Annotated in this window: 26 protein-coding genes and 1 pseudogene; 4 read left to right on the top strand and 23 right to left on the bottom strand. The window is 58.7% G+C overall.

The features are described from left to right. Positions 1 to 15: 15 nt before the first annotated feature. From M1D78_RS03855 to M1D78_RS03880, 6 genes are all read right to left on the bottom strand, one after another. The gene (locus tag M1D78_RS03855) at positions 16 to 657 is read right to left on the bottom strand and encodes a DUF1826 domain-containing protein (RefSeq protein WP_437422616.1); all 642 of its coding nucleotides are present in this window, start codon (positions 655 to 657) and stop codon (positions 16 to 18) included. After that, entirely contained in the window at positions 657 to 1,859 is a 1,203-nt protein-coding gene (zigA, locus tag M1D78_RS03860; protein ID WP_437422617.1) for a zinc metallochaperone GTPase ZigA, read from the bottom strand. Before zigA ends, M1D78_RS03855 begins: the two co-directional genes overlap by 1 nt. Positions 1,860 to 1,868: 9 nt before the next feature. After that, positions 1,869 to 2,273: an RNA polymerase-binding protein DksA gene (dksA, locus tag M1D78_RS03865; protein WP_437422618.1), complete on the bottom strand. Its 405-nt coding sequence runs from the start codon at positions 2,271 to 2,273 to the stop codon at positions 1,869 to 1,871. Between the two features lie 530 nt (positions 2,274 to 2,803). Beyond that, a complete protein-coding gene (locus tag M1D78_RS03870) occupies positions 2,804 to 3,985 on the bottom strand; it encodes an MFS transporter (RefSeq protein ID WP_437422619.1) in 1,182 nt (393 codons plus the stop codon). Between the two features lie 79 nt (positions 3,986 to 4,064). Then, positions 4,065 to 5,054: a GlxA family transcriptional regulator gene (locus M1D78_RS03875; protein ID WP_437422620.1), complete on the bottom strand. Its 990-nt coding sequence runs from the start codon at positions 5,052 to 5,054 to the stop codon at positions 4,065 to 4,067. Between the two features lie 91 nt (positions 5,055 to 5,145). Beyond that, complete coding sequence (locus M1D78_RS03880) at positions 5,146 to 5,949, bottom strand: helix-turn-helix domain-containing protein (RefSeq protein WP_437422621.1); 804 nt, start codon at positions 5,947 to 5,949, stop codon at positions 5,146 to 5,148. Between the two features lie 92 nt (positions 5,950 to 6,041). Between M1D78_RS03880 and M1D78_RS03885 the strand changes: the two genes are divergently transcribed. Continuing rightward, positions 6,042 to 6,500 (top strand): carboxymuconolactone decarboxylase family protein, encoded by a 459-nt coding sequence (locus M1D78_RS03885; RefSeq protein ID WP_437422622.1) that lies wholly within the window; start codon positions 6,042 to 6,044, stop codon positions 6,498 to 6,500. Between the two features lie 48 nt (positions 6,501 to 6,548). Here the strand turns inward: M1D78_RS03885 and M1D78_RS03890 are convergent, their stop codons facing one another. After that, entirely contained in the window at positions 6,549 to 7,007 is a 459-nt protein-coding gene (locus tag M1D78_RS03890; RefSeq protein WP_437422720.1) for a hypothetical protein, read from the bottom strand. Positions 7,008 to 7,230: 223 nt separating this feature from the next. Here M1D78_RS03890 and M1D78_RS03895 point away from each other — a divergent pair, with 223 nt between their 5' ends. Beyond that, positions 7,231 to 8,256 carry a CNNM domain-containing protein gene (locus M1D78_RS03895; RefSeq protein ID WP_437422623.1) on the top strand — a complete coding sequence of 342 codons (1,026 nt, stop codon included), beginning with the start codon at positions 7,231 to 7,233 and terminating at the stop codon, positions 8,254 to 8,256. 492 nt (positions 8,257 to 8,748) lie between these two features. On the opposite strand, the gene M1D78_RS03900 is transcribed toward M1D78_RS03895, so the two are convergent. The 3 genes from M1D78_RS03900 to gloA2 form a co-directional block, all read right to left on the bottom strand. Beyond that, complete coding sequence (locus tag M1D78_RS03900) at positions 8,749 to 10,977, bottom strand: esterase-like activity of phytase family protein (protein WP_437422624.1); 2,229 nt, start codon at positions 10,975 to 10,977, stop codon at positions 8,749 to 8,751. Between the two features lie 140 nt (positions 10,978 to 11,117). Continuing rightward, positions 11,118 to 12,233 (bottom strand): PQQ-dependent sugar dehydrogenase, encoded by a 1,116-nt coding sequence (locus M1D78_RS03905; protein WP_437422625.1) that lies wholly within the window; start codon positions 12,231 to 12,233, stop codon positions 11,118 to 11,120. Between the two features lie 79 nt (positions 12,234 to 12,312). Beyond that, on the bottom strand, positions 12,313 to 12,705 hold the full coding sequence (gene gloA2 / locus M1D78_RS03910; RefSeq protein WP_437422626.1) for an SMU1112c/YaeR family gloxylase I-like metalloprotein: 393 nt from the start codon (positions 12,703 to 12,705) through the stop codon (positions 12,313 to 12,315). A 69-nt stretch (positions 12,706 to 12,774) separates the two neighbouring features. Between gloA2 and M1D78_RS03915 the strand changes: the two genes are divergently transcribed. Further along, positions 12,775 to 13,218: a GGDEF domain-containing protein gene (locus M1D78_RS03915; protein WP_457933430.1), complete on the top strand. Its 444-nt coding sequence runs from the start codon at positions 12,775 to 12,777 to the stop codon at positions 13,216 to 13,218. A 44-nt stretch (positions 13,219 to 13,262) separates the two neighbouring features. Here M1D78_RS03915 and M1D78_RS03920 read toward each other — a convergent pair whose 3' ends face one another. The 9 genes and pseudogenes from M1D78_RS03920 to M1D78_RS03960 form a co-directional block, all read right to left on the bottom strand. Continuing rightward, positions 13,263 to 13,973 (bottom strand): class I SAM-dependent methyltransferase, encoded by a 711-nt coding sequence (locus M1D78_RS03920; protein ID WP_437422627.1) that lies wholly within the window; start codon positions 13,971 to 13,973, stop codon positions 13,263 to 13,265. A 129-nt stretch (positions 13,974 to 14,102) separates the two neighbouring features. Beyond that, positions 14,103 to 14,525: pseudogene (locus tag M1D78_RS03925) on the bottom strand (VOC family protein). A 299-nt stretch (positions 14,526 to 14,824) separates the two neighbouring features. Next, positions 14,825 to 15,256, bottom strand: coding sequence for a hypothetical protein (locus M1D78_RS03930; protein ID WP_437422628.1), 432 nt, complete (start codon positions 15,254 to 15,256; stop codon positions 14,825 to 14,827). 28 nt (positions 15,257 to 15,284) lie between these two features. Continuing rightward, on the bottom strand, positions 15,285 to 15,773 hold the full coding sequence (locus M1D78_RS03935) for a hypothetical protein (RefSeq protein WP_437422629.1): 489 nt from the start codon (positions 15,771 to 15,773) through the stop codon (positions 15,285 to 15,287). A 97-nt stretch (positions 15,774 to 15,870) separates the two neighbouring features. After that, positions 15,871 to 16,662: a TIR domain-containing protein gene (locus M1D78_RS03940; protein ID WP_437422630.1), complete on the bottom strand. Its 792-nt coding sequence runs from the start codon at positions 16,660 to 16,662 to the stop codon at positions 15,871 to 15,873. A 71-nt stretch (positions 16,663 to 16,733) separates the two neighbouring features. Further along, a complete protein-coding gene (locus tag M1D78_RS03945) occupies positions 16,734 to 17,906 on the bottom strand; it encodes a DUF4062 domain-containing protein (RefSeq protein WP_437422631.1) in 1,173 nt (390 codons plus the stop codon). A 278-nt stretch (positions 17,907 to 18,184) separates the two neighbouring features. After that, on the bottom strand, positions 18,185 to 18,646 hold the full coding sequence (locus tag M1D78_RS03950; protein ID WP_437422632.1) for a hypothetical protein: 462 nt from the start codon (positions 18,644 to 18,646) through the stop codon (positions 18,185 to 18,187). A gap of 103 nt (positions 18,647 to 18,749) precedes the next feature. Continuing rightward, entirely contained in the window at positions 18,750 to 19,670 is a 921-nt protein-coding gene (locus M1D78_RS03955) for a hypothetical protein (protein WP_437422633.1), read from the bottom strand. A gap of 90 nt (positions 19,671 to 19,760) precedes the next feature. Beyond that, positions 19,761 to 20,573 carry a hypothetical protein gene (locus M1D78_RS03960; protein WP_437422634.1) on the bottom strand — a complete coding sequence of 271 codons (813 nt, stop codon included), beginning with the start codon at positions 20,571 to 20,573 and terminating at the stop codon, positions 19,761 to 19,763. Between the two features lie 153 nt (positions 20,574 to 20,726). On the opposite strand from M1D78_RS03960, the gene M1D78_RS03965 reads away from it, so the two are divergent. Further along, positions 20,727 to 21,692 carry an integron integrase gene (locus tag M1D78_RS03965; RefSeq protein ID WP_437422635.1) on the top strand — a complete coding sequence of 322 codons (966 nt, stop codon included), beginning with the start codon at positions 20,727 to 20,729 and terminating at the stop codon, positions 21,690 to 21,692. An 86-nt stretch (positions 21,693 to 21,778) separates the two neighbouring features. On the opposite strand, the gene M1D78_RS03970 is transcribed toward M1D78_RS03965, so the two are convergent. From M1D78_RS03970 to M1D78_RS03985, 4 genes are all read right to left on the bottom strand, one after another. Then, on the bottom strand, positions 21,779 to 23,065 hold the full coding sequence (locus M1D78_RS03970) for a PQQ-dependent sugar dehydrogenase (protein ID WP_437422636.1): 1,287 nt from the start codon (positions 23,063 to 23,065) through the stop codon (positions 21,779 to 21,781). Further along, entirely contained in the window at positions 23,062 to 23,511 is a 450-nt protein-coding gene (locus M1D78_RS03975; RefSeq protein ID WP_437422637.1) for a DUF2231 domain-containing protein, read from the bottom strand. The genes M1D78_RS03970 and M1D78_RS03975 overlap by 4 nt, the downstream gene beginning before the upstream one ends. Before the next feature lie 144 nt (positions 23,512 to 23,655). Next, on the bottom strand, positions 23,656 to 25,215 hold the full coding sequence (locus M1D78_RS03980; RefSeq protein ID WP_437422638.1) for a sensor domain-containing diguanylate cyclase: 1,560 nt from the start codon (positions 25,213 to 25,215) through the stop codon (positions 23,656 to 23,658). A 226-nt stretch (positions 25,216 to 25,441) separates the two neighbouring features. Then, the gene (locus tag M1D78_RS03985) at positions 25,442 to 25,960 is read right to left on the bottom strand and encodes a hypothetical protein (protein ID WP_437422639.1); all 519 of its coding nucleotides are present in this window, start codon (positions 25,958 to 25,960) and stop codon (positions 25,442 to 25,444) included. Positions 25,961 to 26,010 lie beyond the last annotated feature (50 nt).

Genomic DNA, 26,010 nt, shown 5'->3' on the forward strand with positions numbered 1-26,010 from the left:
GCGCGCACCCTTCGGCTACGCCAACCAATCCAGTGTCAGGATCAGCCGGCGACTTTCAGCGGCTACGTCCGGGGACCGGTGAATGATGCCGGCGCCTTCGTTTCCTGCCCATTTCTCGCCTTTGAAAAGCGCAACCTCACCTGCCAGCAGTTGTTCGATGTTCCGCCTGTCTTGCGGCTCGGCGGTGGGGTCACCGAGGCGATGGCGGGGCATGGCGCGTTCAGGCAGCCATTCGCTTCCGGCGCCGGCATAAGTCGTGATCAGGCGCAACGGGACGTGGTCAACGTGGAAACGCGGGCACATGGCCTTGTCCAGCGCACGCAGACGTATGCCGATACGGCGTGCGTCTAGCAGGCAGGCGAAGGCCGTCGCGAGCCATTCGATGTCTGCGACGAAACCATCGTGGCCGGCCAGGTCGCGGTACGCGTCAGCAAGCGTTGGCAGTCGCACCTCGCCTGTTTGAATCTCCAGCGTGATCGACTCGGCTAGCGGCTCGCCTAACCTCAGCAGTGTCTGCGCGAAGTGCGCGACATGCAGAGGGAGCTTCCGCTGCCACACCGTGAGATTGACACCGTCCATCAGCGCATCGCCCAACACGTCGGGCGTATCACTGAACAGTTGCTCCGGGGCCGAACGAACGGCTTGGCTCGCCAGCATCACGCCACCTCCCGATGCCAGGGCGTAAACGGGTCGGGCAAGCGCAGCCAGTGTTCCGGGCCGAGGCTCCATTCGTAGTCGTTGAGCAGGCAGGCGTCGAGCTCGCCGCGTAGGCGGCTGAAGTCGATGTGTTGGCCGATGAAGACCAGCTCCTGCCGACAGTCACCTGATTCGCCGTGCCATTTCTGGTGGATCGATTCTCTTGATTCCTCATCCGCCGGCCATTGCGCCTCCGGTACGAAACGCCACCAGCGGCCGGCATATTCGTAGCGCATCAACCCGCCCGCCTGGGACCAGCTGCCGGCCTCCTGCGGGCGGCTGGCGAGCCAGAAATAACCCTTCGAGCGCAGCAGGCGGCCGTTGGTCCATTCGCGGTTGAGAAATGCGTGGAAGCGTTGAGGGTGAAAGGGGCGTCGCGCCTGGTAAACCGTCGAGGCGATGCCGTACTCCTCGGTTTCAGGAACGTGTTCACCGCGAAGTTCCTGCAACCAACCAGGCGCCTGCGCAGCGCGCTCGAAGTCGAACCGGTTGGTGTCGAGAATGCGTGCGAGGGGTACCTGGCCCATGCTCATCGGCAGGATGTCAGCATGCGCATTCAGGCGGCCGAGGATGGCGGTCAGCTCCTCGCGCTCAGCGCTGGAGATCAGGTCGATCTTGCTGATCAAGATGACGTCAGCGAACTCGACCTGCTCGATCAGCAGGTCTGTGATCGAGCGCTCGTCCTCCTCGCCCAGGGTTTCGCCGCGGCTGGCGAGGCTTTCCGCTTCCTGAAAGTCGCGCAGGAAATTTACGCCGTCAACGACAGTGATCATGGTGTCCAGCCGCGCCAGGTCCGCAAGGCTCTGGCCCTGATCGTCGCGAAAGGTGAAGGTCTCGGCCACGGGTAGCGGCTCGGAGATGCCGGTCGACTCGATCAGCAGATAGTCGAAGCGGCCTTCACGAGCAAGCTGGCCGACCTCGTCGAGCAGATCTTCGCGCAGCGTGCAACAGATGCAGCCATTACTCATCTCGACGAGTTTTTCCTGCGCACGGTTGAGGCTGACGTCGCGCTGCACCTCGCCGCCATCAATATTGATTTCACTCATGTCGTTGACGATCACCGCGACGCGACGACCTTCACGGTTCTTGAGAATGTGGTTGAGCAGCGTGCTTTTGCCGGCGCCGAGGAAGCCGGACAGCACGGTAACAGGGAGGCGTTTCATGGTGGTCTCTCAGGCGGTTCTCTTGTGTTTTTCGAGCGCTTCCTGGCGCTCCTTGGCTTCGATGCACAAGGTCGTGGTCGGACGCAGCAACAAGCGCCGCAGGCCAATCCGCTCGCCTGTTTCAGCGCACCAGCCGTACTCGCCGCGGGCAAGGCTGTCGAGCGAATCGTCAATCTTGTCGAGCAGCTTTTTTTCTCGCTCCAGTAGCCGCAATTGCCACTGGTGGTGCTCCTCGGCTGTGCCGACGTCCGAGGGATCGCTACTTGGTTCCTGATCGCGCAGCGTCTGGAATTCTTCCGCTATACGCGCCTGCAACTCGGTACGTTGCCGTATCAGCAGGTCGCGAAAGAACGCCTGCTGGGCAGCGTTCATGTAGTCGTCGAGTGGCTGGGCGAGGAGTTCGGCTTCGGTCATGTCGAATGGGCGCGTTTGAGATGTTTAATAGTTATAACATAACAATTTTATTGTTGGCGCAACTTGGTTTTACAACGGTGTCTGCGGGCGCAGACGCTGGCCAAGAAGGATCGAAAGGCGCTTGTGAGGCGCACATGAGCGGATGGCTGCGCTTTAGCAGAACGCGTTGCGTTCAAGATGTGTAGAGGCAAACCTGTATCGACCGGCCGTTGGCTAACGGAGGGTCCTGAGCCCGTGGTGAGCGGGGCCTTGCATCGCAAACCACGCGCACGTTACCCAAGCGACTGCCTAGGCATTACGTGGCGGGCGAGCGGCTAATGCGGGCTGCGTGATCGCCAGCAAGCTGGCTCCTACACTGGCATTACTGCATGCGCGGGTAAGGCCTGAACGTAGACGGCTTGAACCACGCAATAGGTCAAGCGCCTTCGCATCGGTAGGAGCCAGCTTGCTGGCGATCAAACGAGAGACTCTGACCGACGTAGTCCTTTTGTTCGCGCTAAGACAGTCCGGCAAGCGCTGCTCTTCTAGCTTCACGCCACCTGCCTTCTCCGATACCCCTGCGCGACTTGCACCAGCACCACCAGTGTCACGATCGGCAGCAGGCCGATGTTCACCGCCGCCCAGCCGGCCTGGGCGATCAGGGCTCCGGAGGCGAAGGACATCACCGCTGCGACGCTACCGTTGCTCAATTCCATCAGGCCTTGTGCGCTGGCACGTTCGGTGGCGCTGTGGCCTTGGCCGAGCTGGGTGGTGCCGGCGACGAGCATCAAGTTCCAGCCGATGCCGAGCAGGCAGCTACTGAACAGGAAATGAAGATGGCTGATGCCGAGCAGCGCGACCAGCGCACTGGCAATCAGCAGCCCGCCGCCGACGCAGGCGACCATTCGGCTGCCCAACCGATCGACAAGCGGGCCGGCTATGAACGCCGGCAGGAACATGCCGAGCATGTGCCATTGGATGACTTGCCCGCTGGTCTGCAGATCCAGCCCGTGGCCGTGCATCGCCAGGGGCGTGGCGTTCATCACCAGGATCATCAGGCCGTGGCCGGCAGCGGTGGTCAGCACGGCGGCACGGACGGTGGGCCGCGCAAGCAGCTCACGCCACGGCACTGCGGAAGGTGCTGTCTGGGTGGCAGCGGCCATGGCAGGAGTCCGCAGCCCCATGAGCACCCCCAGCCCCAAGGCTGCGAGCACCGCGATCAGCAGATAGGCGCCGACGAAGGGAACGCTGAGCAGGTCGCGTGTCGCATTGCCCAGCGACGGAGCCACAAGCGCCGCGACCACACCGCCACCGATCACGCAGGCGGTGGCCCGGCCTTTATACGCATCGCTGACTGACTCGAGCGCGGCGAAGCGGTAATACATCGCCGAGGCTTGGTAGGCCCCGATGGGCAGCGCGCCGAGGCAGAGCAGGGTGAAGCTACCCGACCAGACGGCCCCTGCGCTGATCAACCCGCCCAGTACGCCCGCCAGCGCACCGATGACGAAACCGGCCCGGCGGCCGCGCCGCTGCATGAACCCTGCGACAGGCTGCAGTGCAATCAGGCCACCAAGCATCAGCACGGCGAGGGGCAGGGTGGCCAGGCCGGGCGATGGAGCCAGGCGCAGGCCGACGATGGAGGTGAGGATGATGCCGGTCATCGAACATGACCAGAACAACGCCTGCGCGATGAATAAGCGCAATACTTGGGGGTTGCGAAGCAGTAGCGGCATGGCGAGATCTCCTGAATGACGGGCACAGCGATGCCTGGCTCAGTGCCAAGTTGAATCGATTGCTGGGGCTGGTTGCCGCTTAGCCGAAGCGTTGGTAGAAGTCTCGCGGGCTGACCGAGAGGTGCTTCTGGAAGCTGCGCCTGAGGTTTTCCGGATGGCCAAAACCGGTCAATCGCGCCACTGTCGCGATGGAGGCCTGGGCGTCGAGCAACAGGCTGCGAGCCGCTTCGAGGCGCACCCGCTCGATGTATTGCCCCGGCGCCATACCGGTCTCCTGACTGAACAGGCGGCACAGGGTGCGGGGCGTCATGTGCGCTTGCGCGGCCAGCGCTTCGATGGACAGGTCATCGCCTAGGTGTCCTGGAATCCATTCGAGAAGCGCGGCAAGCCGCGCCACGGTTCCAGTCGGCGCAGCCAGCATCGGGCTGAATTGCGTTTGCCCGCCTGGCCGGCGCAGAAACATCACCAACCGCTGTGCCACAGCCAGGGCAATCGGACGCCCGAGATCGGCCTCCACCAACGCGAGCGCCAGATCGATGCCGGCAGTGACGCCCGCCGAGCTGAACAGGTGCGCCGCCTGGGGATCGTTCGGGTCATAGGTGTGCAGGCGGTCCCCCTGAACGTCGACAGCAGCGTACTCGCCAAGCGCGTGCAGGTCCGCCCAGTGGGTGGTCGCCTTGCGACCGTCGAACAGCCCGGCTTCGGCCAGGATCAGCGCACCCGAACACACCGAGCCTAGGCGCCGCACTTGCGGTTCGGCGCGACGCAGCCAGTCGAGCAGCGCCTGCTTGCCCTGTTGCTCCGAAACGCCTGCACCGCCCGGCACCAGCAGCGTATCGAGTGCTGCCGGGTTGATGTCAGCCCATGCCGCGTCAGCCACCAGCCTCAAACCGGCGGACGTCGCTACCGGCCCGCAGGCATCAGCAATCAGCCGTAGCGAGTAACTGGCCGGCAAGCCCTGGCGCTGGCGCTCGACATTGGCCGAGGCGAAGACCTGCATCGGGCCGGTCACGTCCAGGCTCATGACATCTGGGTAGATCAGGCAGGCAATGGTGCGGATGACGTCCATGCTGCACCTCGATCGATAGAGAGGCCTGCAGTCTGCGACGCTGCACGGCCTGTCGCAATGACAAGGTTCCCACGGATCTTGCCAGATACGCTCAGACGTCCGCGCGCCTGGCCCGTTGGCGGTACTGGCCAGGCGTCATGCCGACCACGGCGCGAAAGTCGTGGATGAAATGCGCTTGGTCGCTGTAGCCGCAGGCCAGGGCGATATCGAGCAGCGGATCGCCGGCGCGAAGCTCCCGGCGGACCAGGGCCACGCGTTGGATGCGGCTGAATTGCTTGGGCGTCAGGCCGACCTGCTGGCGGAACAAACGCTCCAGTTGTCGCTGGCCAAGCGGCACGCTCGTGAGCAAATCGGCCAGTCGCGCTCGGCCGGCGCTGGCGGCGATCTGCTGGAGCAGCTGTTGTACCGGGGCGCGACCTGCCTGATGTTCGCTCAACTGACGCAGCAGATAGCCTTCGACCAGCGCCTGTTGCGCGGGCCGGCTCAATTCGGCCAGCCGATCAACCAGCCCGGCCAGGGTTGGCCGCGGCCCATCGGCGCCATGAAAGCCGGCCAGTTCGTCCAGCCCGACGCCCAGAAACGGCGCCCCCATGCCTGGTCGAAAGCGTACGCCCATAAGGTTCACCCGCCCGCTCAGTTGTAGCCGAGCACTGGTCAAGTGCGGGCCGGCGACCAGCGTACGGGGCCGATACAGGCTGCCGTCGAAGGCCATGGGGTCGGCGAAATTGAAAATCACGCCACTGGCCCCGTCGGGGTGCAACATCTGCTCGTCCCGCATCGCTGCGGCGTCGCCTTCCAACCACCAGAATCGTTGCACATGGGCCGCGAGCGCCGGCGGCGGGTGGCGCGTCATGAAGCCTTCGAGGCGGGGCAGACGTTCGTGCAAGCTGGGCATGAGGGCGGTTTCGCAGGATGTCGAAAATCTACAATAGCGCAGCACGGCGGCTGCGTAGCCTTGGCCTCACATCGAACCGAGGAGTGACCACCATGCGTATGAACTACCACGCCGCTGCCCCCGAAGCCGTCAAGGCCATGAGGAGCTTAGAAAGTTACCTGGCGCGCCAAAGCCATAGCGAGGATGGCATCGACAAGCCGCTGATGGAGCTGGTGAAGATTCGCGTGTCACAGCTCAATGGCTGTGCGTTCTGCATCGACATGCATACCCAGGATGCGCGCGCTCTGGGCGAAACCGAACGACGGATCTACGCTCTCAGCGCCTGGCACGAGACGCCCTTCTTCAGCGAGCGCGAACGTGCCGCGCTGGCCTGGGCGGAAGCCAACACGCTGCTACCGCAAGGCGTGTCACAGGCGCTGTTCGACGAGGTGCGCACGCAGTTCACCGAAGCCCAGCTCACCAACCTGACGCTGGTCATCGCCACGATCAACGCCTGGAATCGCTTCGGGGTGTCCTTTGCACCGGTGCCGGGCAGCTATCAGCCTGCCTGACTGCCCGTCGCCGCCGCTCGGCCTCGAAGGCTGGGCGGCTGGTTACATTCAGCGCTTGAGCTTTTGGTTGCCTACGGCACAGAAGCTCTGCGCCTGTCGCGCTTCGGGCAGCGAACGCAGCTCGGCCATGCATTCGGCCTGGCTGGCCATACGTGCAACGCTGAGCTGGGCATCGTCATCGACGCCGATCAGGTAGGGCTTGTTGTAGCGGGGGCCGTCATGCCAACCGGAGAAGCGTTGCTCGCTGTAGGCGCAGCGGTAGCGACGGTGGCCAGAAAAGCCCTTGAAGCGGTCGCTGCGAAAGATGTGGTGATAGCGCAGCCAGTCACGCTTGCTCTGGCCATCGCGTACAGCGTCGAGGCAGCCCTGCAAATCAGTGATATCCGGCTCGTGAAGAAAGATGCTATGCGCCAGGCTGGAACCGTCCAGCTGAACGGTCGCGACGAGATAGACCTGGCGTTCGGCCGCTTGCGCCGAGACAGCCATCAAAGTGCCCAGTATCCACATCCCTGTTCTGATCACGGCAATGCTCCTTGGCGCATTTGGGTCGGGAGCGCACCCTAGCCGAGGCGGCATGTCGAAACAAGCGGTGACCGGCAAGCCGCCTTCACAGGCAGGCGAGCACGCGCGCAACGCGGAAACGAAATGTTGCATGCCCGTCGGCGGGTCATTACGTGGCACCACGGCATTCCTTGTACAGTGGCCGTCCCTTTGGCCACGCGTTTTACACATGACCCTCCTGATAGCGTTCGCTGTCTTGTCCATCCTCGTTTCGTTCATCTGTTCGATTCTTGAAGCTGCCCTGCTATCGCTGACACCCAGCTTCGTCGCACACCTGAAAGCCTCCAAGCCGAAGCTCTACGAGCGCCTGAAAAAGCTAAAGGACAACGTCGACCAGCCGCTTGCGGCGATCCTGACGCTGAACACCGTTGCCCATACCGTTGGCGCGACCGGTGTGGGTGCGCAGGTAACGGTCGTCTTCGGTAATGGCTACGTTGGTGTTGCCTCGGCGGTGATGACAGTGCTGATCCTGGTGCTGTCCGAGATCTTGCCCAAGACCATCGGTGCGCGTTATTGGCGCACGCTGGCGCCGTACCTGCCGCCGCTGCTCAACGGCATGATCCTGCTGCTCAAGCCGTTCATCTACCTGTCCGACTTGATCATGCGTGCGGTCGGCGGCAAGGAGCCGGAGCATGACATCCGCCAGGAGATCAAGGCGCTGACGGTGCTAGGCCGCGAGAACAAGAGCCTCGACGAGGACGAGTTGCGCGTCATCAGCAATATTCTCGACCTGCACGAAGTGCGTGTGCGCGATGTGATGACGCCTCGGACCGTCTGCGACTACACCTCGCCCGACATGCCCATTGGCGCGTTCAAGGCAAAGGTCGCTGACAGCCAATTCTCTCGTTACCCGGTCATTGGCGACGATGAAAGCCCGCTGGGTGTGGTGTTCCGCTACGACGCGCTCGCCGCGACCGATGATGACGCGCCGGTGTCGAGCCTGATGAAACCGGTGAAAGTGACGCCGGAACTGACCAGCGTCGAGCAACTGATGACCCAGTTGCTGCACGAACGCCAGCACATGAGCCTGGTCTACGATGAGTTCGGCAGCTGGCGCGGCCTGGTGACGCTGGAAGATGTGATGGAAACCATCATCGGCCAGCCGATCATGGACGAGACCGATGACATCCCGAACATGCGTCGTTTTGCCAAGCGCCGTTGGGATCACCGTATCAAGCGCGCCCGCGAGATGTAGGAGCGAATTCATTCGCCCGGGGTGGAGGGGGTGGGCGAATGAAATTCGCCCCTACAGGGCCGTTGCCGGCCCGCCCGGTGGGTTGTGCACCCCGACCACACCAACCGCCAAGCCGACCCGTTTCCCATGTAGGGACGAATTAATTCGCCCGGGGTGGCGGGGGGGTGGGCGAATAAAATTCGCCCCTACAGGGCCGTTGCCGGCCCGCCCGGTGGGTTGTGCACCCCGACCACACCAACCGCCAAGCCGACCCGCTGCCCATGTAGGGGCGAATTCATTCGCCCGGGGAGGCCGGGGGTGGGCGAATGAAATTCGCCCCTACAGGGCCGTTGCCGGCCCGCCCGGTGGGTTGTGCACCCCGACCACACCAACCGCCAAGCCGACCCGCTGCCCACGTAGGGGCAAATTCATTCGCCCGGTGAGGCGAGTTGGGCGAATGAGTTCGCCCCTACGAGTGCATTCGCCCTGGTCGCCGCGCCGAGCGGCTCTTGCTTAGCGCTTCACCATGCCCAACCGCATGAAGCGCGTCTCACCGCTGGCGTCTTCCACACCGTCATTGTCGGTGACGACGAACAGGCGGCCTTGCGCATCCACCGCAGCGCCTTCGACCTTGTCCAGCACCCAGCCGTTCGTGGCTTTCAAGTCGGGCAGCAGGTCGCGCTCCAGCGTCTTGGCCAGCAACGGAAAGGATTGGCCTTCGTTGGCGGGCTGCGCATTGCCGAGGTCGATCCGGTACAGGCGCTTGACCTCCGCGGCAGTGCCCTGCTGGTTGTCCCGCTCGATCACCAGAAACTGGCCATTGCCCAGGGAGGTGAGTTCGGAGAGGCCGACCCACGCGCCGTCGGGCGCGGCGTCGAGCGGGTAGTGGTAGAAGCCCCACTCGCCGCTGCCCGGGTTGAACACACCGATGCGCACCCGGCCGGCCGGGTCGTTCTTCCACTCACGCTGGAAAGCCACATAGACACGAGTGCTCGCACCTTCACCCGCTACCGCCACGCCTTCGAAACCATTGCTGGTTTGCTGCGCCGCCACGCTGGCTGGCAGGGCAAATTCTTCGAGCACTTCGCCCCGGGCATTGGCGCGAATCAGCAGGTTCGGTTTGGCTTTGCCGTTGCCCTCCGAGGCAAGCCAAAAGTCGCCATTCGCGGCCTGGGCGATCCCTTCCAGGTCGTAATCGACCGTCTTGCTTGCTTTATGCAATTCGATCTGTTTGTCGATGACGGCGGGTGTCTTGCTGGAGTCGATGCCGAAAATGCGTGACGCCTTGTAGTAGCTGTCCGGCACCGCGAACAGGCGATTGGCCTGCGTGCGGTCAGCGGCCAGACCGCTGAGCGCGCCCCAGGGAATCAGGTCGCCATCGGCCGAACGGATCTCGGGATAGGCCGCGCGCTTGGCGCCGAATTGGTAGATCGAAATCGTCGAGCGGTAGCCGTCCTCGGCCGAATCTTCTTCGCTGCTCACTACCAGCAGGTTGCGCGACGGAATCGGCAGGATGCCTTCGGGGCCCATGCCGGCCGGCAACAGCTGGCGTAGGGCCGGGGCCCAGGGGCGTGCGACGTCATAGACGGCCACCGCATTGCCGCGCTCGCTGCCGACGAACAACAAGTCCTGCTTGCGGAAGCTGGCCGCGGCGATGCCTTCGGGCTCGATCCCTTTGTTCTCCGAGCGATTGTCCGGGTAGTGCCCGGCGCGGATGAAGGCATGTTCCAGCGAGGCGCCGGCGTCATGCCAGACGCGGCCGTTGTAGTCGAAGAGGGTGAAGCTGCGGCTGCCGCCTTCTTCACCGTCAGCGTCTTCGTAATCACCTTCGTTGGCGGTCGCCAGCAGGGGGCCGACCCAGGCGATGGCGTCGGGCTCGCGGCGCTTGCCCTTGAGCACACCGACCGGCTCGATGCGGTCGTTCTCTTCGACGTCTACGCCTTCGAGATCGACCTGGCCGGCGCTGAAATGACGCATCACCCGGCCGCGACGCAGGTCGACGAGGACGATGTGATTGTTTTCCTGCAGGGTGACGGCAGCGATGTCCTGGTCGTTGATGCTGACGTACTCAGGCTCGGGATCGCCCGGGGCCGTGTCGGCGAGGCCGGTCAGGTCGACGTCGCGAGTACTCCAGCGCGACGGCTGGCCCTTGAGGTCGACGATGCGCAGAAAGCCGGCTGGCAATTGGGGAATGAGGCCGTCGTTAAGGTCCTCGTCGCGCTCGTTTTCAATCGCGACAGCGGCGTAGCGCCCCTTTGGGCTGATCGCAATGGAATCCGGCTGGCCGCCCATGGGCAGGGTCGCGACGCGTTTGGGTTGTGCCGGGTTGCGAATATCGAACACCGCGAGCACGCCGTCCGGCTGGGCGTAGCTCAGCGAGGTATTCACCGCGACCAGCGCGTAATGATGGTGCACCGCCACGGACGTCGGCTCGCCTTCCAGCTGGACGAAGCCGGCCGGCTTGGGCGACTTCGGATCGCGTATGTCCACCAGACCGATGCGCTCGCCGGGGCTGTCGGTGTAGATCAGGGTGCGACCGTCACGGCTGACCGTAGTGATCTCAGCGACGGTCTGCTTGGCCTGATCTTCATCGGCGCCGAGGTTGCGATACACCGGGAAGGTCGCGATCCGCTCGAAGTATTCCGCTGCGTGCGACGAGGCGGCCTGCGAGGCCACGGGGAGAAGGGCGAGCGTCAACGCGGCGGAGAGCGCAGTGCGGGTCAGGCGGGTCGGTCTGGTCATGCGGGCCTCGGCATCCATGAGTGGGTTAGCCAAAACACGCTATGGCGGCTGTGTTACGAGGGTGTGACGCGGGGTAGGTTTGTTGTCGGGTCGCAGGCCGTACCGATGAGGGCGGCGACCTGCGGACCCTAAGGCGTTGCTTACTTGGGCTGCAGCTCCAGCAAGCGACCACCGTCACCGTCTTCGAGCAGCCAGAGGCTGCCGTCCGGCCCCTGCTCGACTTCGCGAATACGTTCGCCCATGTCGTAACGCGCGGCTTCGCTGGCGTTCTCGCCATCCAAGGTGACGCGCACCAGGCCGCGCGCCGACAGGCCACCAATGAGCGCGTTGCCCTTCCAATCGGCGAATCGGTCGCCGTTGTAGATGATCATCCCTGCCGGGGAAATGACCGGCGTCCAGCTGATTTTCGGCGCGATGAATTCAGGCCGCGTGTCGTGATCCGGGATCGGCTTGCCGCTGTAATGGTCGCCGTTCGAGACCTCGGGGTAGCCATAATTGCCACCTTTCTGAATCAGGTTGAACTCGTCACCGCCCTGCGGGCCCATCTCGTGCTCCCACAGTCGGCCTTCGGCATCGAAGGCGATGCCCAACGGGTTGCGCTGGCCCAACGACCAGATCTGCGCCGTTACACCACCCCGGTCGGCGAAGGGATTGTCCGACGGTACGCTGCCGTCGTCGTTGAGCCGGAGGATCTTGCCAAGGTTGGCTTCCATGTCCTGTGCGGGGGTGAATTTCTGCCGCTCGCCGGATGAGATCCACAGTTTCCCGTCCGGGCCGAATGCCAAGCGGTGCCCGTAGTGCCCCCCACCGGACACCTTGGGCGACTGCCGCCAGATCACCTGCACGTCCGTCAGCGCGTGGCTGTCGATATCTAGCGTGGCCCGCGCTACCGCCGCCCCCCGGTCGCCGCCGTCGCCTTTTTCGGCATAGCTGAGGTAGATACGGTGATTGCTGGCGAAATCTGGATGAAGGATGACGTCGCCGAGCCCGCCCTGGCCGCCATAGGCCACCTCGGGTACTCCGCTGACTGACTGCGCTTTGCCCGTCTTCACGTCGACATGCTTGAGCGCGCCGCGCTTCTCGGTGACGAGGGCCGAGCCATCCGGCAGGAAGGTCATCGCCCACGGCTCGAACAGGGTCGCGCGTGGCGTCGCGGTAAAAGGCCAATCGTCTTTACCGATCGCCTCCGTCGCGGCATGAGCCGTCAGTGAGGCGACCCCCAGGGCTAGGGTGCTGGCAAGGGCAAGCTGCTTCATAACCGTCCTCCTCGAAAGTGGGCTTCAACGTTACTGCGGCGGGCCGAGGTTTCGGGCTGTGGATTTGTTACCTGAGACGTCAAGCCGGAGCCGCTTCGTAGAGCTCCAGCGGCAGCCCGTCCGGATCGGCAAGAAAGGTGAAGCGCCTGCCGGTGTACTCGTCCACGCGGATCGGTTCGACGTCCACGCCTTGCGCCTCGAGCGCCGCCTTGCTCGCAGCGACGTCATCGACCAGGAACGCCAGGTGCCGGAGCCCCTGCGCTTCAGGGCGGGATGGGCGCGGCGGTGCGTCGGGAAAGGAGAACAGCTCTAGCTGACCGCCTTCCGGCAGCGCGAGGTCCAGCTTGTAGGAGCGCCGCGCCTCCCGGTAATGCTCGGCAATCACGGTCAGGCCCAGCACCTCGGTGTAGAAGCGTTTCGAGATCGCGTAGTTGGAACAGATGATCGCGACGTGATGGATCGATCGCAGCATGCGGCTTGCCCCGTTAAAACTTCATAGAAGACCGGCTGGCGCCTGGCACGTTCCTACCTGATCTTTTGGATGCTCGGCATCGATCACTTCAAGCGCATCAACGACCGCTACGGCCACGGCTGCGGCGACGAGTGCCTGGCCCTCATCGGCCAGACCCTGAGCAATTTCAGTCGTCGGGACAACGAATTTGCCGCGCGACTGGGCGGCGAGGAGTTCGCCGCGGTCTTCTATGGCATGCCGCCAGCCAAGGCTGCGGCCATCGCCGAGCAGGTCCGCGAGTCCGTAGCGAAACTGGAGTTACAGGTCCCCGACGCCACGATCCGCTTCACCATCAGCATAGGTGTCGCCGCGTGGATACCGGCAGCCGAAGACACGAAACTGACCTTTGCCAAGGCAGCCGACGAGGCGCTGTACCAGGCAAAGGCCATGGGGCGTGACCATGTTTGCCTGGCAGAGCGGGCTGGGCACGCCAACGACGTGCTATCGGACGATACGGTGCAGGGGGCTCGTTAGACGCCAGACGAGCGAAACGCTTCGAAACGGGGCGCTATCTCGCCTCAGTTGGGAGCGTCTTGTCCGCGTGTCGACAGCCATGCATGGATCAACCCCGCCTGGAAGAATGGCGTGGGGTGCTCGAATCCACCCGCCTCGATAAGTGCCGCGACACGGCCCGGCGGTAGGATGGCGACATCCTGTGCGTATGCCTTGCGCATCCTCTCCAATGCTTCCTCCGAAAGATCCGCCGCGGACATCATGCTCATCCAGCCGCGCAGCAGCACCTCATACTCCGGCGAGGCAACATCCGAAGCCAGATCCGAGCTCGCCAATAGGCCACTCGGCTTGAGGCGCTGCGCAATTTCCCGGAAGAAGCCCGACCGTTCGCCTTCATCCAACATGAACTGAGAAACCAGAAAACAGGTCGCTGCATCGTACCCGTCACCTGCTGGAAGCGAGCTGAGATAGCCTTCGTGAAACTGGCAGCGATCGCTCACGCCTTCGTCAGCTGCCCTGCGTCGACAGACCTCGAGCATCGCCCCTGACGGCTCCACCGCGGTAAACCGCCAGCCCGGGCGCAGCGCTGCCAGATAGAACAGCTCATCCCCCGTCCCTACACCCACACACAGAACCCGCGCATCACTCGGTAAACCGGCAAACTGAGAGCCAAGCAGCAAGTGCAAGCAATGCCTAATCGGCGCCGTCTTCGCCCACTGCGTGTCATAGGTCGCCGCTTGTTGATCGAACAGCGCTTTGAGTTCGTCTTGTTTCATGATGGGCTCCGGCGTGTGGGGGGGTAGCGTTGATTGCTTGGCGAGTTCGGGATTGTCTATATAGACTCGATAACGATGCCAAGTTTTTACTGACAGATGTAATCTGCCCATTTTTATAATTGTCAGGCGTCAATCCTGAGGGAGTAATTGCGGGTTCCATACAACCTCCCATAAATGTCTATCGGGATCCTGGAAATAGCCCGCGTAGCCACCCCAGAAAGTATCATGTGCTGGCTTGACGATAACAGCACCTGCCGTTCTCGCTTGTGCCATTACTTCATCAACCTCGGGTTTTTAGAAAGTGTTATGCACGAGACTTAATTCCGTAGCGCATGAGTTGCCTAGCGGGACGCCAGCATCATGCGCAAGACTTTTTCGCGGCCAAAGTGCAAGTTTTAAACCTGACTACAGATCAAAGAAGGCAACGGCGCCATGTTCAAACTCTTTTCCGATAATACCTTCGCTTTTGAAGCCTAGGCCGTCACGGTAGAAGCGAACAGCCTTCTCCAAATTATCGACGCCAAGGGTTATTACAGTGATGCTTGATTTCATCGATGTGTCCGCCTTGAGTCATTACTATTCAAATTAAATACCGTTCACGTGCTTTTCTGCGAGAGTGTGCCTGTGCGGCTGGTATCCCCAAATCTCACGCTTAACACTTTGCGCCGAAGAACTGAAACAGACAGATAAGTAGTCGCCTTGCACGTCATCAAAGATGAGTGTGTTGCCAGACTCTGTAGAGTGAATAGCGAACATCTCTTTCCTCTGTAGGCTAACGATAAGCTAAGGGGCGGGCTTTAGCCCGTCCCAGCGAACGAAGCGAGCGATTTGAGCGACTTGTTATACGATGCTCATAATTTAGCTTCCAGTTTTTGACGCTTTTCCGCAAGTTTCTCTTTGGCCAGTTTTACATTATTCAACCGTGCTAGAGATTTAAAGTATGAGAGGCAGCCAGCGGCGGCGGCAGCCCAAGCACCAACTGCAAATAAATAAATGGTTCTCTCTAACGGCTCAGGATATGGGAATAGATTTGTTGAGATAACCATAGCGCCTGACAACAGGACGATGAAAAGAGTGAGCGATAGAACCCGAAAGCCAGAGCGTATTAGCTCGACATTGCCCTTGCTGATTTTCTCAATGAATTGTTCTTCATATTCTAACTCTGCGATCGCGGATTTTATCCGTCTGTCCCTGCCGCGCAGATACCAAAAAAATGCAAGACTGCCTAAGAAGGATGTAACTACGGAAAATATAAGAACGCTTAAAGAGAACTGTTGATCCATGAATATCCCTTTTTCGTATAACGTTTGGTTAAGGGGCGGGCTTTGCCCGTCCCAGTGAGCGAAGCGAACGGTTTGAACCATTGGTTAGGTTTTTCTCTGTGCGAACCGCAACAGCCAAAGATAAAAAAAGAAAAGATAAGGCCCATAGAGCCAATGGATAAAATACGTCAGGGTTATTTAAAATACCCATGACGCCCCATATCAAGCTCACAATCGTGCATGCATAAAGAAAAACCCGGAAAAATGAAAATCGGAATTTGCCGTTATCCCAGAACCTAGTAAGAGCAATTATGAATAGAAAATTATAGAAAGGCATTAGTAAAACGAATAATCCTAAGATATGTTTTGGATCGCTCAATATGTCTAGGTTTCCATTGAGTATTATGGAAGTCGAGGCGAATGACGAAAAGATAAACATGATCATGCCTGCGAAAAATTGACCATTTGCTGGCAAAATTAGCGAGGCAATGAACAAGCCCACCGCCAACCGAAAGAACATTCGATCATCCAGATTCATGGTTTAACCTAACGCTTGGTTAAGGGGCCGGCTTTAGCCGGTCCCGAGTGAGCGAAGCGAACGACTTGAACCACTAATTAGATCGGCCACGTGGTTATCAATTGGTGATTGCATAACCACACGCTTTGAGCTCTTTAGATACTTCAATTTTCCAGCCGCCAGCGTCATCTAAGCCAACATAGACCACCCCGCTGATGTCATTCGGAGTTTCTATTTCTCCCTTGACCAAAGCGCAAACGTTCTCCCTGCCTAGCTTTGCCATCAGATACCCATGTTCGAAAACAACGTTTTGTCGAGCTCTGTTTTTGGGAGGAAGTTTTGACTCATGTACGCCCCGGCCGTGATCGCAGGGCGTGTATAAGACTAGAGCAAAGTCAGCGTCGTTTGAATAATGCTCAATTTTCTCAATGATGGTCATGCCTGAACTGGCTTGCTCATGAAGTATGATTGCTTTAAGGCCTAAACTTTCTATGAAGCGACTAACCTCATATTTAGCCTGGTTATCTCTGCCATGAACAATAAAGACATTTCTTTTGTTTCTAGCTACAGGCTTATTTGCCGCGCCTGACACCGTGCTTTGAGTTTTTACCGGTGCTGCTGTTCCGAACTCCAGTGAGTCTAGTAGCGGCGTGAATTGCTCGGAAAGGTACGTTCTTCGCTCAGCATATGTAGAAAACTTTGGCTGTATGAACCCCCAGAAAGAGTCAAGGTTCCTATGCAGCTTTAGCCATGCTGGTAATTGATTGGAAATTTGGTGATTGCTAAGTAATTCGTGGCGAAGTGTTTCGTACTCGCTAGAGTCTGCGGTTTTGCCAGTGGCGTGAGCGATCAATAAATTTAACAGGTAACTTACTTTTTCAAAGTCGCTTTCTAGAAAATTTATGCTCATTCACGGAGTACCGGTTTAGTTTGTTTTAGGTCTAACGCCGCATTCAACGGATTGTCCGCTGCAATGCTTTGTTAGCCTGGTCTATTTGCATTACCAAGGCTCATCAACTTTTCAACAAAATTATGAAATTCGGCATTTGTGCTTATTGCCATATTAAATGAGAATTTATGGACTAGAAGGTTCCTGATATGGTTTATCGAAGAGCGTCCAATCCTTTTATTGAAGATATGCTTATCAACCTGACCGCTGTATTCATTATAAACTTCTTGGTTCAAGCCGGCTGCAATCCATGCTTCTATGGAAGGATTAGCGAAGAACCCGGAAATATTCTCACACTGACTAGATTCAATTATACGGTTAAGCTGCAAAACATTTTGGTGGTACTCATCTTCGGTATGAGCGTCACTATCTAAAAGAACTATTACATGTTCGAATATCTTTGAGTACGGAGCCACAACCTCGCTGAAGGTATTGAGAACTTGATATTTCCCATATGTAGGAATTATTACGAAATGCTGAGCCAAATTAAGATGCTGGACTATATGTGAGACAACAAGCCTATCAACTTCACCCTCGACTACAATACAGATACGTGTTCTGCCCCTAGTATCAGTATCATCTTCATTTGAAATACTAGCTGGTTTAGGAATTGATTTATTAAGCTCATTCATCCAAGTAATTAGCTTCTTCTCGAAGTCAACTATTGATATAAATGGAGCAATCCAGTTATTTGTCTTTCTTTGCGTAATCCAATCTAGAAAATCGAATATTTCATTTCTTTCTGAATATGCGGGAGAAAATGTAGTTAAATATTGATTTCTTCTCCTCGTTTCTTTCTCATCTAAAGTCCGTTGCCTTGCGAAAGTTACGACCGGTATTCCTTCATTGTGTGCGACAAGCACCTCACACCATGTTATGGATAATTTGTTAAGTTCGTATACTAGGTCGAACCGCTTTTTTTTGCCTGATTTTTGTGCTCCAAGAACACTGAATTTCAGTGGCGAAAAGGGTTCCAATGTTGCCCCAACATATTTACCACCATATCTTCTGTCTACCAGACATATTGTTAAATCAGACTCTTTGATAGCCTCTAAGCATTGGTCGTGAGAATGAAGACCAATCCTAGCTGGGAACGTAGGGCTTTCGTGAAATAAAACCTCATGACCATCTGCCTCAAGACGATCAACTACCAACGCCCTGAAGTCCGAAAGATCATATGCAGTGGAGCTAAGAAATATCTTCATTTGCACTTAATACTTCTATATCTGGCTAACGTTTGGTTAAGGGGTCGGCTTTAGCCGGTCCCGAGTGAGCGAAGCGAACGACAACTCCGTCATCTAGCCTTAATGATGACTCTAGAATTTCTTCTAACTCTGGTGTAAGTTTCTTTAAGCGGGATATTTCATTTGACCAATTAGCGCCAGGTGGGTACTCCCATTCTCCCTGCACGTCGTTCTGGATCAAAATTTGACGCAGCTCTAAGGTCATGGTTTTGCTCTAACGTTTGGTTAAGGGGCGGGCTTTAGCCCGTCCCGAGTGAGCGCAGCGAACGACTTGAACGTCTAGTTAGAACTCTTCGATGTTCGGAAACCACAACGCCAAAAGATGCGGCCAAGGTGAAAAGGAAAATTAATTCCACAATCCGAGCTATATAGAACGAGAGGGCGGCATAAACAAATTCAAGCTCATGGAGCTGTTTGCCTTGAATGGACATGCCAATCAGGAAAAACAAAACCCCGGCTATAAGACCGACCATCGCAGCAGACTTAATAGATCGGGCTGTGAAACCAATGAAGAATCCAGGTATGAACCAATATATGCTGTTGATTGAATTCTTCAGCAACCCACCCAAGGGAGCAAGAAACTCAGTTCCGTCATGAAAGAGAGTCAGAGTCGCGTAGCTGTACAGCTCCGATGCCCTAATTGAAACAGCATACGAGACTGCTGCAATGATTATACCTGTCATGATGACCCGGCTTTCCATGCGGACCTCTAACGTTTGGTTAAGGGGCGGGCTTTAGCCCGTCCCAGTGAGCGAAGCGAACGGTTTGAACCATTTGTTAGCTGCAACAACTGGATAGACACTATTAAGGCATTACACCTGGCGGTTGCAAGAGATCAGAGAGAAGTGCGTTGTCACTGGGTAGTTCTCTGCGTTTAAGAATAGCCTTGCCAGCTTCGACAAGAAGAATCCAGCCTTCCTCCCATTCTTCATGAGTCATATCGTTGCGAGAGCCGTGTGCGACTTTGCTTCTTATGTCATACGATTTTTTGAAGCGGGAATGGTAGCTGCGCCTATCTTCGGCGGCACCTACAAGCTGAGCAAGATAAATAGATAACCGGAACGAAAGTTCACTCCCGACCTTTGGAAATAGCGCTTCTAGGCCACACCAAATGTGTAGATATGATTGGGGCGATGACATCAGCATAGGCGCAGATTCCGCTGCCTCACGAAATGCTACAAGTTCTTTTTGCCTGCCCTCCATGACTTTCCAGAATGTGGCGCTTTCGGCTGCCTGTTGAAATGCTGACTCAGAGATTTGCGCCTTTTCCTCAAGATAGATGAATGAAAGTGAAAGCTCGTGCGGCCACATCTCAACCTGAATGTCTTCTGACTTAGGGCCAGACTGAAGCTCTGCCGGCAGCCTTGCGGCTAGCTCGGGACGGGAGCGAGAGCTTATACCCGCGTATTCGTCTGACGAGTGAGTGGCGGCAAAAGGAATACTAAATGGGGATGCACCATTCAGATAAAGGCACATTCGAAGCTGGCTGACATGCAGTTTCGCAACATCTAACGAAGGCGCATCTACACAAAGCTCTAAGCGACATTCAGACAGAAGGGCATCAGCAAACTGAAATGGAAAGTGCAGTTTGTGTTGCGCACCCAAAGTAGATAGATCAGGGAGATTGGCCTTCCGTAGGCGACGGGATAGCGTGAACGGAGCGCTTACTACGCGCTCGCTAGTGAATGAAGGAGTGAGGCCTAGTAACGGGAAGTAGAAGTTCATGTGGTCACGTTTGGGATGCCAGCTAACGTTTGGTTAAGGGGCTGGCTTTAGCCAGTCCCAGCGAGTGTAGCGAGCGATTTGAACCAGTTGTTAGCTGTCACTTACCACCGGTTCAATTTCATCGGCTTCAAACTCAGAGACGGATTTTGTCTCAACCCCAAATCTATATATTGGGCGACCCTTAAATAAAAACACCTGATTTGGGTCTCGGTTGTATCTGATGGTGTCAAAGTCTGCTTGTTTGAGAAATATGCTAACGGTTGCTCTGCCTGCTCTGCGAATTGCAACGATCTTGCTGGCTGGATAAAGCTTGTATACCTTCCCTTGTATTTCTTGATAGGTGCCAAGGTAAGTCTCGTCCTTGAGGGATGCAAGATAGTCTTTAGTTTGGCCAGAAAAGACAGCAACTGTTTCTCTGTCTAGTGCAGGTGAACCTAGAGAAATTGACTCAACGCCACCAACGGTATCGACGCGGTTAACAATATTTGCAACTTCAGTATATATTGAGCCAATGAATATTTTCTTATTTTGGTCTACCTCTTTTTCTACGCGCTTGAGGACATCGCCAACGTAATATCCTATGACTCCTGAAATGACATAATCCATGAGTTTCTTCATGGATTCTTGCACTAATGGGTCTGCTAGTATCGGAAGAAGAGCAAATGCATCGGACTTTCTTTTTCTCTCGCCTAGTTGGAGGGCAAGAGCTTCTCGCTCTTCCTTGTTCGGGTACGCACCTTTAATTAGCTTCCCGTTTTGAGCTAGGTAAGCTTTGTGAATTATCCTTTGTATCGCGAGCAGAGACTCGCTTAGGTCGTAAATACTTACGCCGCTATCTTCGAGCCTCTTTCCGATGAAGCGGACTGACAATATTCCGTTTTCATATTTCTCGCGGTCTAGCATGAAATTTCCTTTGACTGCTAACTATAATTAGACACCAGTTGGTGCATAAGACGCCGGACGGGCGTGGTGTATAACATTCCTTGCCACTGAGGTGCTCCTTGTCTAGATTGGGCGCTTCCAAACGAGCGTGACCGTATAAGGGAGTTATACACCATGGAAGGGAAACCGCGATTGCTTGATCAAGTGCGCGAGCAGATTAGGCTCAAACACTACTCGATCAGAACGGAGCGCGTCTATTGCGAGTGGGTCAAGCGATATATCCGTTTTCACGCGTATCGTCACCCCGTCGATATGGGGGCGCCTGAGGTTGAAGCGTTCCTTTCGGACTTGGCCGTTCGCCGTGACGTGTCGGCTTCTACACAAAATCAGGCGTTGGCGGCTCTGTTGTTTCTTTACCGGCAGGTGCTAAAGCAGGACCTGCCTTGGTTGAGCGAGATCGTCCGTGCCAAGAAGCCGGCCCGGTTACCGGTCGTGTTGTCTCAGCAGGAGGTTCAGCACGTCCTCGATCGCCTTGAAGGCGATGTCGGGCTGGTCGCGGGTCTGCTCTATGGCGCCGGGATGCGTTTGATGGAAGGTGTTCGGCTGAGGGTAAAAGACATTGATTTCTCCAGGCGCGAAATCATCATCCGGGACGGAAAAGGCCAGAAGGATCGTGTCACCGTTCTGCCTGGCTCGCTGGTGGAGCCGTTAAAAAAACATCTGGGACTGATGCGGGCGATTCACCAGCATGAACTGGGCGCGGGAAGAGGGGACGTCTATCTGCCTGAGGCGTTGGCGCGTAAGTACCGAATGGCACAGCGGGAGTGGGGTTGGCAGTACGTGTTCCCAGCCTCCGGGCTATCCACCGATCCCCGTAGCGGGGCGGTGCGCAGGCATCATCTTGACGAAAAGAGGATACAGCGGGCCTTCAAGCGTGCCGTACAGGCTGCTGGCCTAATCAAGCCCGCCACACCTCATACGCTGCGGCACAGTTTCGCGACCCATCTACTTGAAAGTGGGCAGGACATTCGCACCGTTCAAGAGTTGCTAGGCCATGCTGATGTCAAAACCACGATGATTTACACCCATGTATTGAATCGGGGTGGCCTGGCTGTACTCAGTCCGCTTGATCGGTTCTAACGCGTGGGCGCCATCGTTTTCCGCCTTTAATGACAACCAGCGGCCAGGAAGCCGCTGGTTGCTTCGTTGCGGATCAGCCTCTGTATCTACTGGCTCCGCGTCACTCGCCACACCACGTTCGCAAGGTCATCCGCGACGATAACGGCGCCGCTCGGGTCGACGGTTACGCCGACGGGGCGGCCGCGGGTTTTGCCGTCCTTGCGGAAGTCGGTCATGAAATCGACCGGGTCGCCGGCAGGGCGTCCGTCGCGGAAGGGTACGAACACAACCCGGTAGCCGACCGGCTCCTCGCGGTTCCAGCTGCCATGTTCCCCAACGAAGGCACCATTGGCGAACTCACCGGCGATGGCACCATCGGAGAAGTCCACACCCAAGGCCGCGACGTGGGCGCCTAGGGCGTAATCCGGTGCGATGGCGGCGGCGACCTTGTCTGGGTCTTGGGGCCGTACTCGGTCATCGACGTTCTGGCCCCAGTAACTGTAGGGCCAGCCATAGAAGCCGCCTTCCTGGACGGACGTCAGGTAGTCGGGCACCAGATTCGGGCCGAGTTCATCACGCTCGTTTACCACTGACCAGAGCTGATTCGTGCCGGGCTGAATCGTCAGCGCCGTGGGGTTGCGCAAACCGGTCGCATACGGTTTGTGGGCGCCGGTTTCGGCGTCGATTTGCCAGATCATCGCGCGATCGACCTCGGCTTCCATACCGCGCTCGGTGATGTTGCTGTTGGAGCCGATGCCAACGTAGAGGAAGCGGCCATCGGGGCTGATGGTCATGGCTTTGGTCCAGTGATGATTGATCTCCGATGGCAGGTCGGTGACCTTCGTCGGCGGGCCGCTGGCTTTGGTCTGGCCGTCCTGGTAGTCGAAGCGAACCAGCGCATCCTGATTGGCAACGTAGAGGTTGCCGTCATGGAAGGCCAGCCCGTAGGGGGCGTTCAAGTCCTCGGCAAAGACCGTTTGCAGCTCATAGGTGCCGTCGCGGTCAGCGTCGCGCAGCAAGGTCAAACGGTTGCCGCTTTTGACCGACGTGACGCCCTTGGCCTTGATGTAGCCGGCAATCACGTCCTTGGGCTTGAGTTTGGGCGCGTTACCGCCTTTGCCCTCGGCCACGATGATGTCGCAGTTGGGCAGGATCAGCGTCTGCCGTGGAATCTTCAGGTCTTTGGCGATGGCGGTAATAGTGAAGCCTTGAGGCACGGTGGGCTTCTGATCGCCCCAGGTCGACGGATCGGCAATCGTCATGCTCGGCAACAGGCCGCGTTCGGGTTCTGGCAGCTTGGGCTGGGCGCCATACTGCTGGGCGTTGTCTTCACTGCCGCAGGCGGCGAGCAGCACGGAGACGGTCAGGACGGTCAGGGCGTTGCGCTGTTTCATGCTTCACCTCCTGCACGCAGGTTGCTAAGGCCGACCCAGGTTGCCGCGACAGCCAGTACCGTAACGATCACCGACAGAATCAGGCCGAGTGGCATGGTCGCCCAGGCGTCCTTGGCGTGCTCCAGTGCGTTGATGAAGCCCAATACCCAGGCGGCAACCAGCAGCACGAGATAGACCAGCGGTCGCCCTTTCTTCAGCCGTGCACGGCCCAGGTTGACCAGCGCGAAAAGGATTGCGATGCCGCAGAAGACCAGCCCGCCGGCGATCAGCCAGGAGGCGAAATTGCTCCACTGGATCTGGTAGCTGCGGAAATAGGCGATATCGCTCAGCAGGGCGCCGAGAAACAGCGGCACGGTGCCGGCCAGGAAGATGCCATGCAGCGGGTTCGGTACATGGCGGGAGACGCTATGCGTGGTCTCGGTGGTGCGGTGGGTGATAACGGACACGGGAGACTCCTCATCGCTTGTGGCCGGGCCTGGCAGCGCGGGATGCGTTGGCGGCGCGGTTCGCACTGACGGTGCTTAAGAGGGGATCGTGTCGTTGCGGTGTTAGTTCACTGGTGGGGCCGTCGGGCGACCGAGCGGGAGTGTTCAGGGCTCGCTGCAGCAGAGCGCGACATTATCTCTGCCGTCGCGTTTGACGCCATACATGGCCTGGTCCGCTGCGTTGAGCAGCGCATCGAAGCGGGTGCCTTGGTGCGGGCATAGCGCCACGCCGATGCTGCAGGCCACGCGTTGCTCGCCCGCGTCGGTGGCGGTCGGTGTGTTGACTGCCTGCAAAATCTTGCGTGCAGCGGTTTCGGCGTCGGCCGGGCTGGCGACGTCGCGCACCAGGACGACGAACTCGTCGCCGCCATAGCGTGCAGCCGTGTCATAGGCCCGCACCGCGCCGCGTAGGTGTGCGGCCACGGCGCGCAGCACCTGGTCGCCGACTTCGTGACCGTGGCGATCATTGATGTCCTTGAAGCGGTCGAGGTCGACGAGCATGAGCGCAAAGGGCGTGCCGTGGCGCTGCCAGTAGGCCTGGGCTTCGTCGAAACGGTCGGCCAGAAGCTGGCGGTTCGGCAGGCCGGTCAGGGTGTCGTGCGTGGCGAGGTAGGTCGATCGCGCGTGGTCGCGCTCGACGGCGGCGATGCTACGGAAGTGGCGCATCAGCACAACCGGAAGCAGGACCAGTGCCGCCATGATGATCAGCAGGATGGCCAGGGTATCGAAGGTCAGCACGTCGCCCAGGCGCAGCTGGCGCTCGAACAGCAGCGTGGTCGGTTGCGAGGCGCTGTCGATTTCGATGCGCTTGCGCAGGCCTGGCAGCAGGAGGTGGTCCAGCGCACTGGCAGCTTGTGGCTTATGAGCGAGCAACCGGCTTGGGCTGCCAACGGCGGAATCGAGCAATACCTCGATGCCCAGCAGCGGGTCGAGGTTCATTTCCTGCAGGCCAAGGTGGAGCGTATCGGTCTTGAGCAATATCAGCGCGACCATGGTGCTGCCGAAGAAATTCGGTGCGGCGCTCAGGTTCGGCGAGCCAGGACGGTTGACCGGCTGCAGCAGGATGTAGGCCCGACCGCCTTCATACAACGAGAACACCGGCGAGGCCACGGGGCGGGTGGTCTGTCGGCTCTGAGCCAGTGCTTGCGCGAGGTGCCCGACCGTTTCCAGGCGCACGCCGAGGATCGCGCTGGTCTGCGGGGGTTGCGGGTAGGTGAAGAGCACCGGCCAGGTTTCACTCAGCTGCTGCTGCGGCGCGGCCGTTGGCTGCTGGGTGAGGCTGGCGAAGTCCTTGAGCTTGAAGTCGGCCCGCCAGCTCAGGCGCAGCAGCTCCTCGAAGGCGTGCTGTTCGGCGCGGGGAATGCCGCGGGCCACTTCCATCATGTAGATCTGCGGATAGGCCGCCACGACCGCTGCGGCGTAGCGTGTCGCAGCGGCCTCGTCATCCTCGTTGACCGCCTGGAGAAAGGCTGCGAAACCGGCCAGCACCGCTTCGTTGGTGTCGAGATTCTTGCGCACGGCGCTGGCGACTATCTGCACCTGTTGTCCGAACCGGGCATCCCAGCGGCGGATTTCGGAGAGCAGGAGTAATAACGCGGAAAAGCCAACCAGTACGAAAGAAAGAAGGATAAAGCCCGCAAAGGAGCGCTGGCGTTTGGTCAGCATGGTGGAGCCCTCCCGACCACGTCGACAGCGTGGCTGGCGCTGGGTAGCGCTGGCCAGGCGTGTCCTGACGGCCGGAATGTGCAGATCGGTGCGAGCGGCAGGAGCCGGTCGTGACGCAGTTCACGCTAGCAAAATGCCATTCTTCGGTCTAGCGCCTTGCACCGGTCTATGGGAGCCGTGGCGGGGGAGCGTTTTCGCGGGCTGATGACTCCAGCCCGGCTGCGCTTTAACGGTCCCGGCTTTCGCCTTCACGCGAGCGGGTCGAGTCGGCCGGGACGCTGGTGCCGGTCATTGTCGAGGACTCGGTGTGGGGTTGCGTGTCTTGGCTGGCCTCGGCGCCCGGCTCGCTCGAGGGTACGGCAGTTGGCGTGCCGACACTGTCGGCGGCGTTGCGGCAGGTCAGTTCGGCAAAGGGTTCGTCTGGCGAGTAGTCGCCCGGTACACGCTCGACTCGCTGGCTGTTCGGGCTGACGGTAAATACCGGCGGTGCGGAGGTGTCAGCCCGCGCATCGTCGGGTACGTGAAATTCACAGGTCACGGTGTCGCCCGTTTTGTTGGCAACCCGTACCGCCCGAATACCCACAAGCTCGACACCGGCATCGGTGGCCGAGGTGGGGACGCCCATCGCGCTGACCTCGACATCCAGACCGTTGAGGTGAGTGACGACCTCTGGCTTCGGCGTCTGGGCGAACAGCGTCGGGGCGAAGAGGGCGAAACCGAGAGCGGGAAGCAGCGGCTTGGTCATGTAAACCTCCTGGAGTCGATGTCTGCTTAGAAGGGTTCAAGGGATGTGGG

It is taken from the genome of Pseudomonas sp. SA195 (assembly GCF_054131565.1).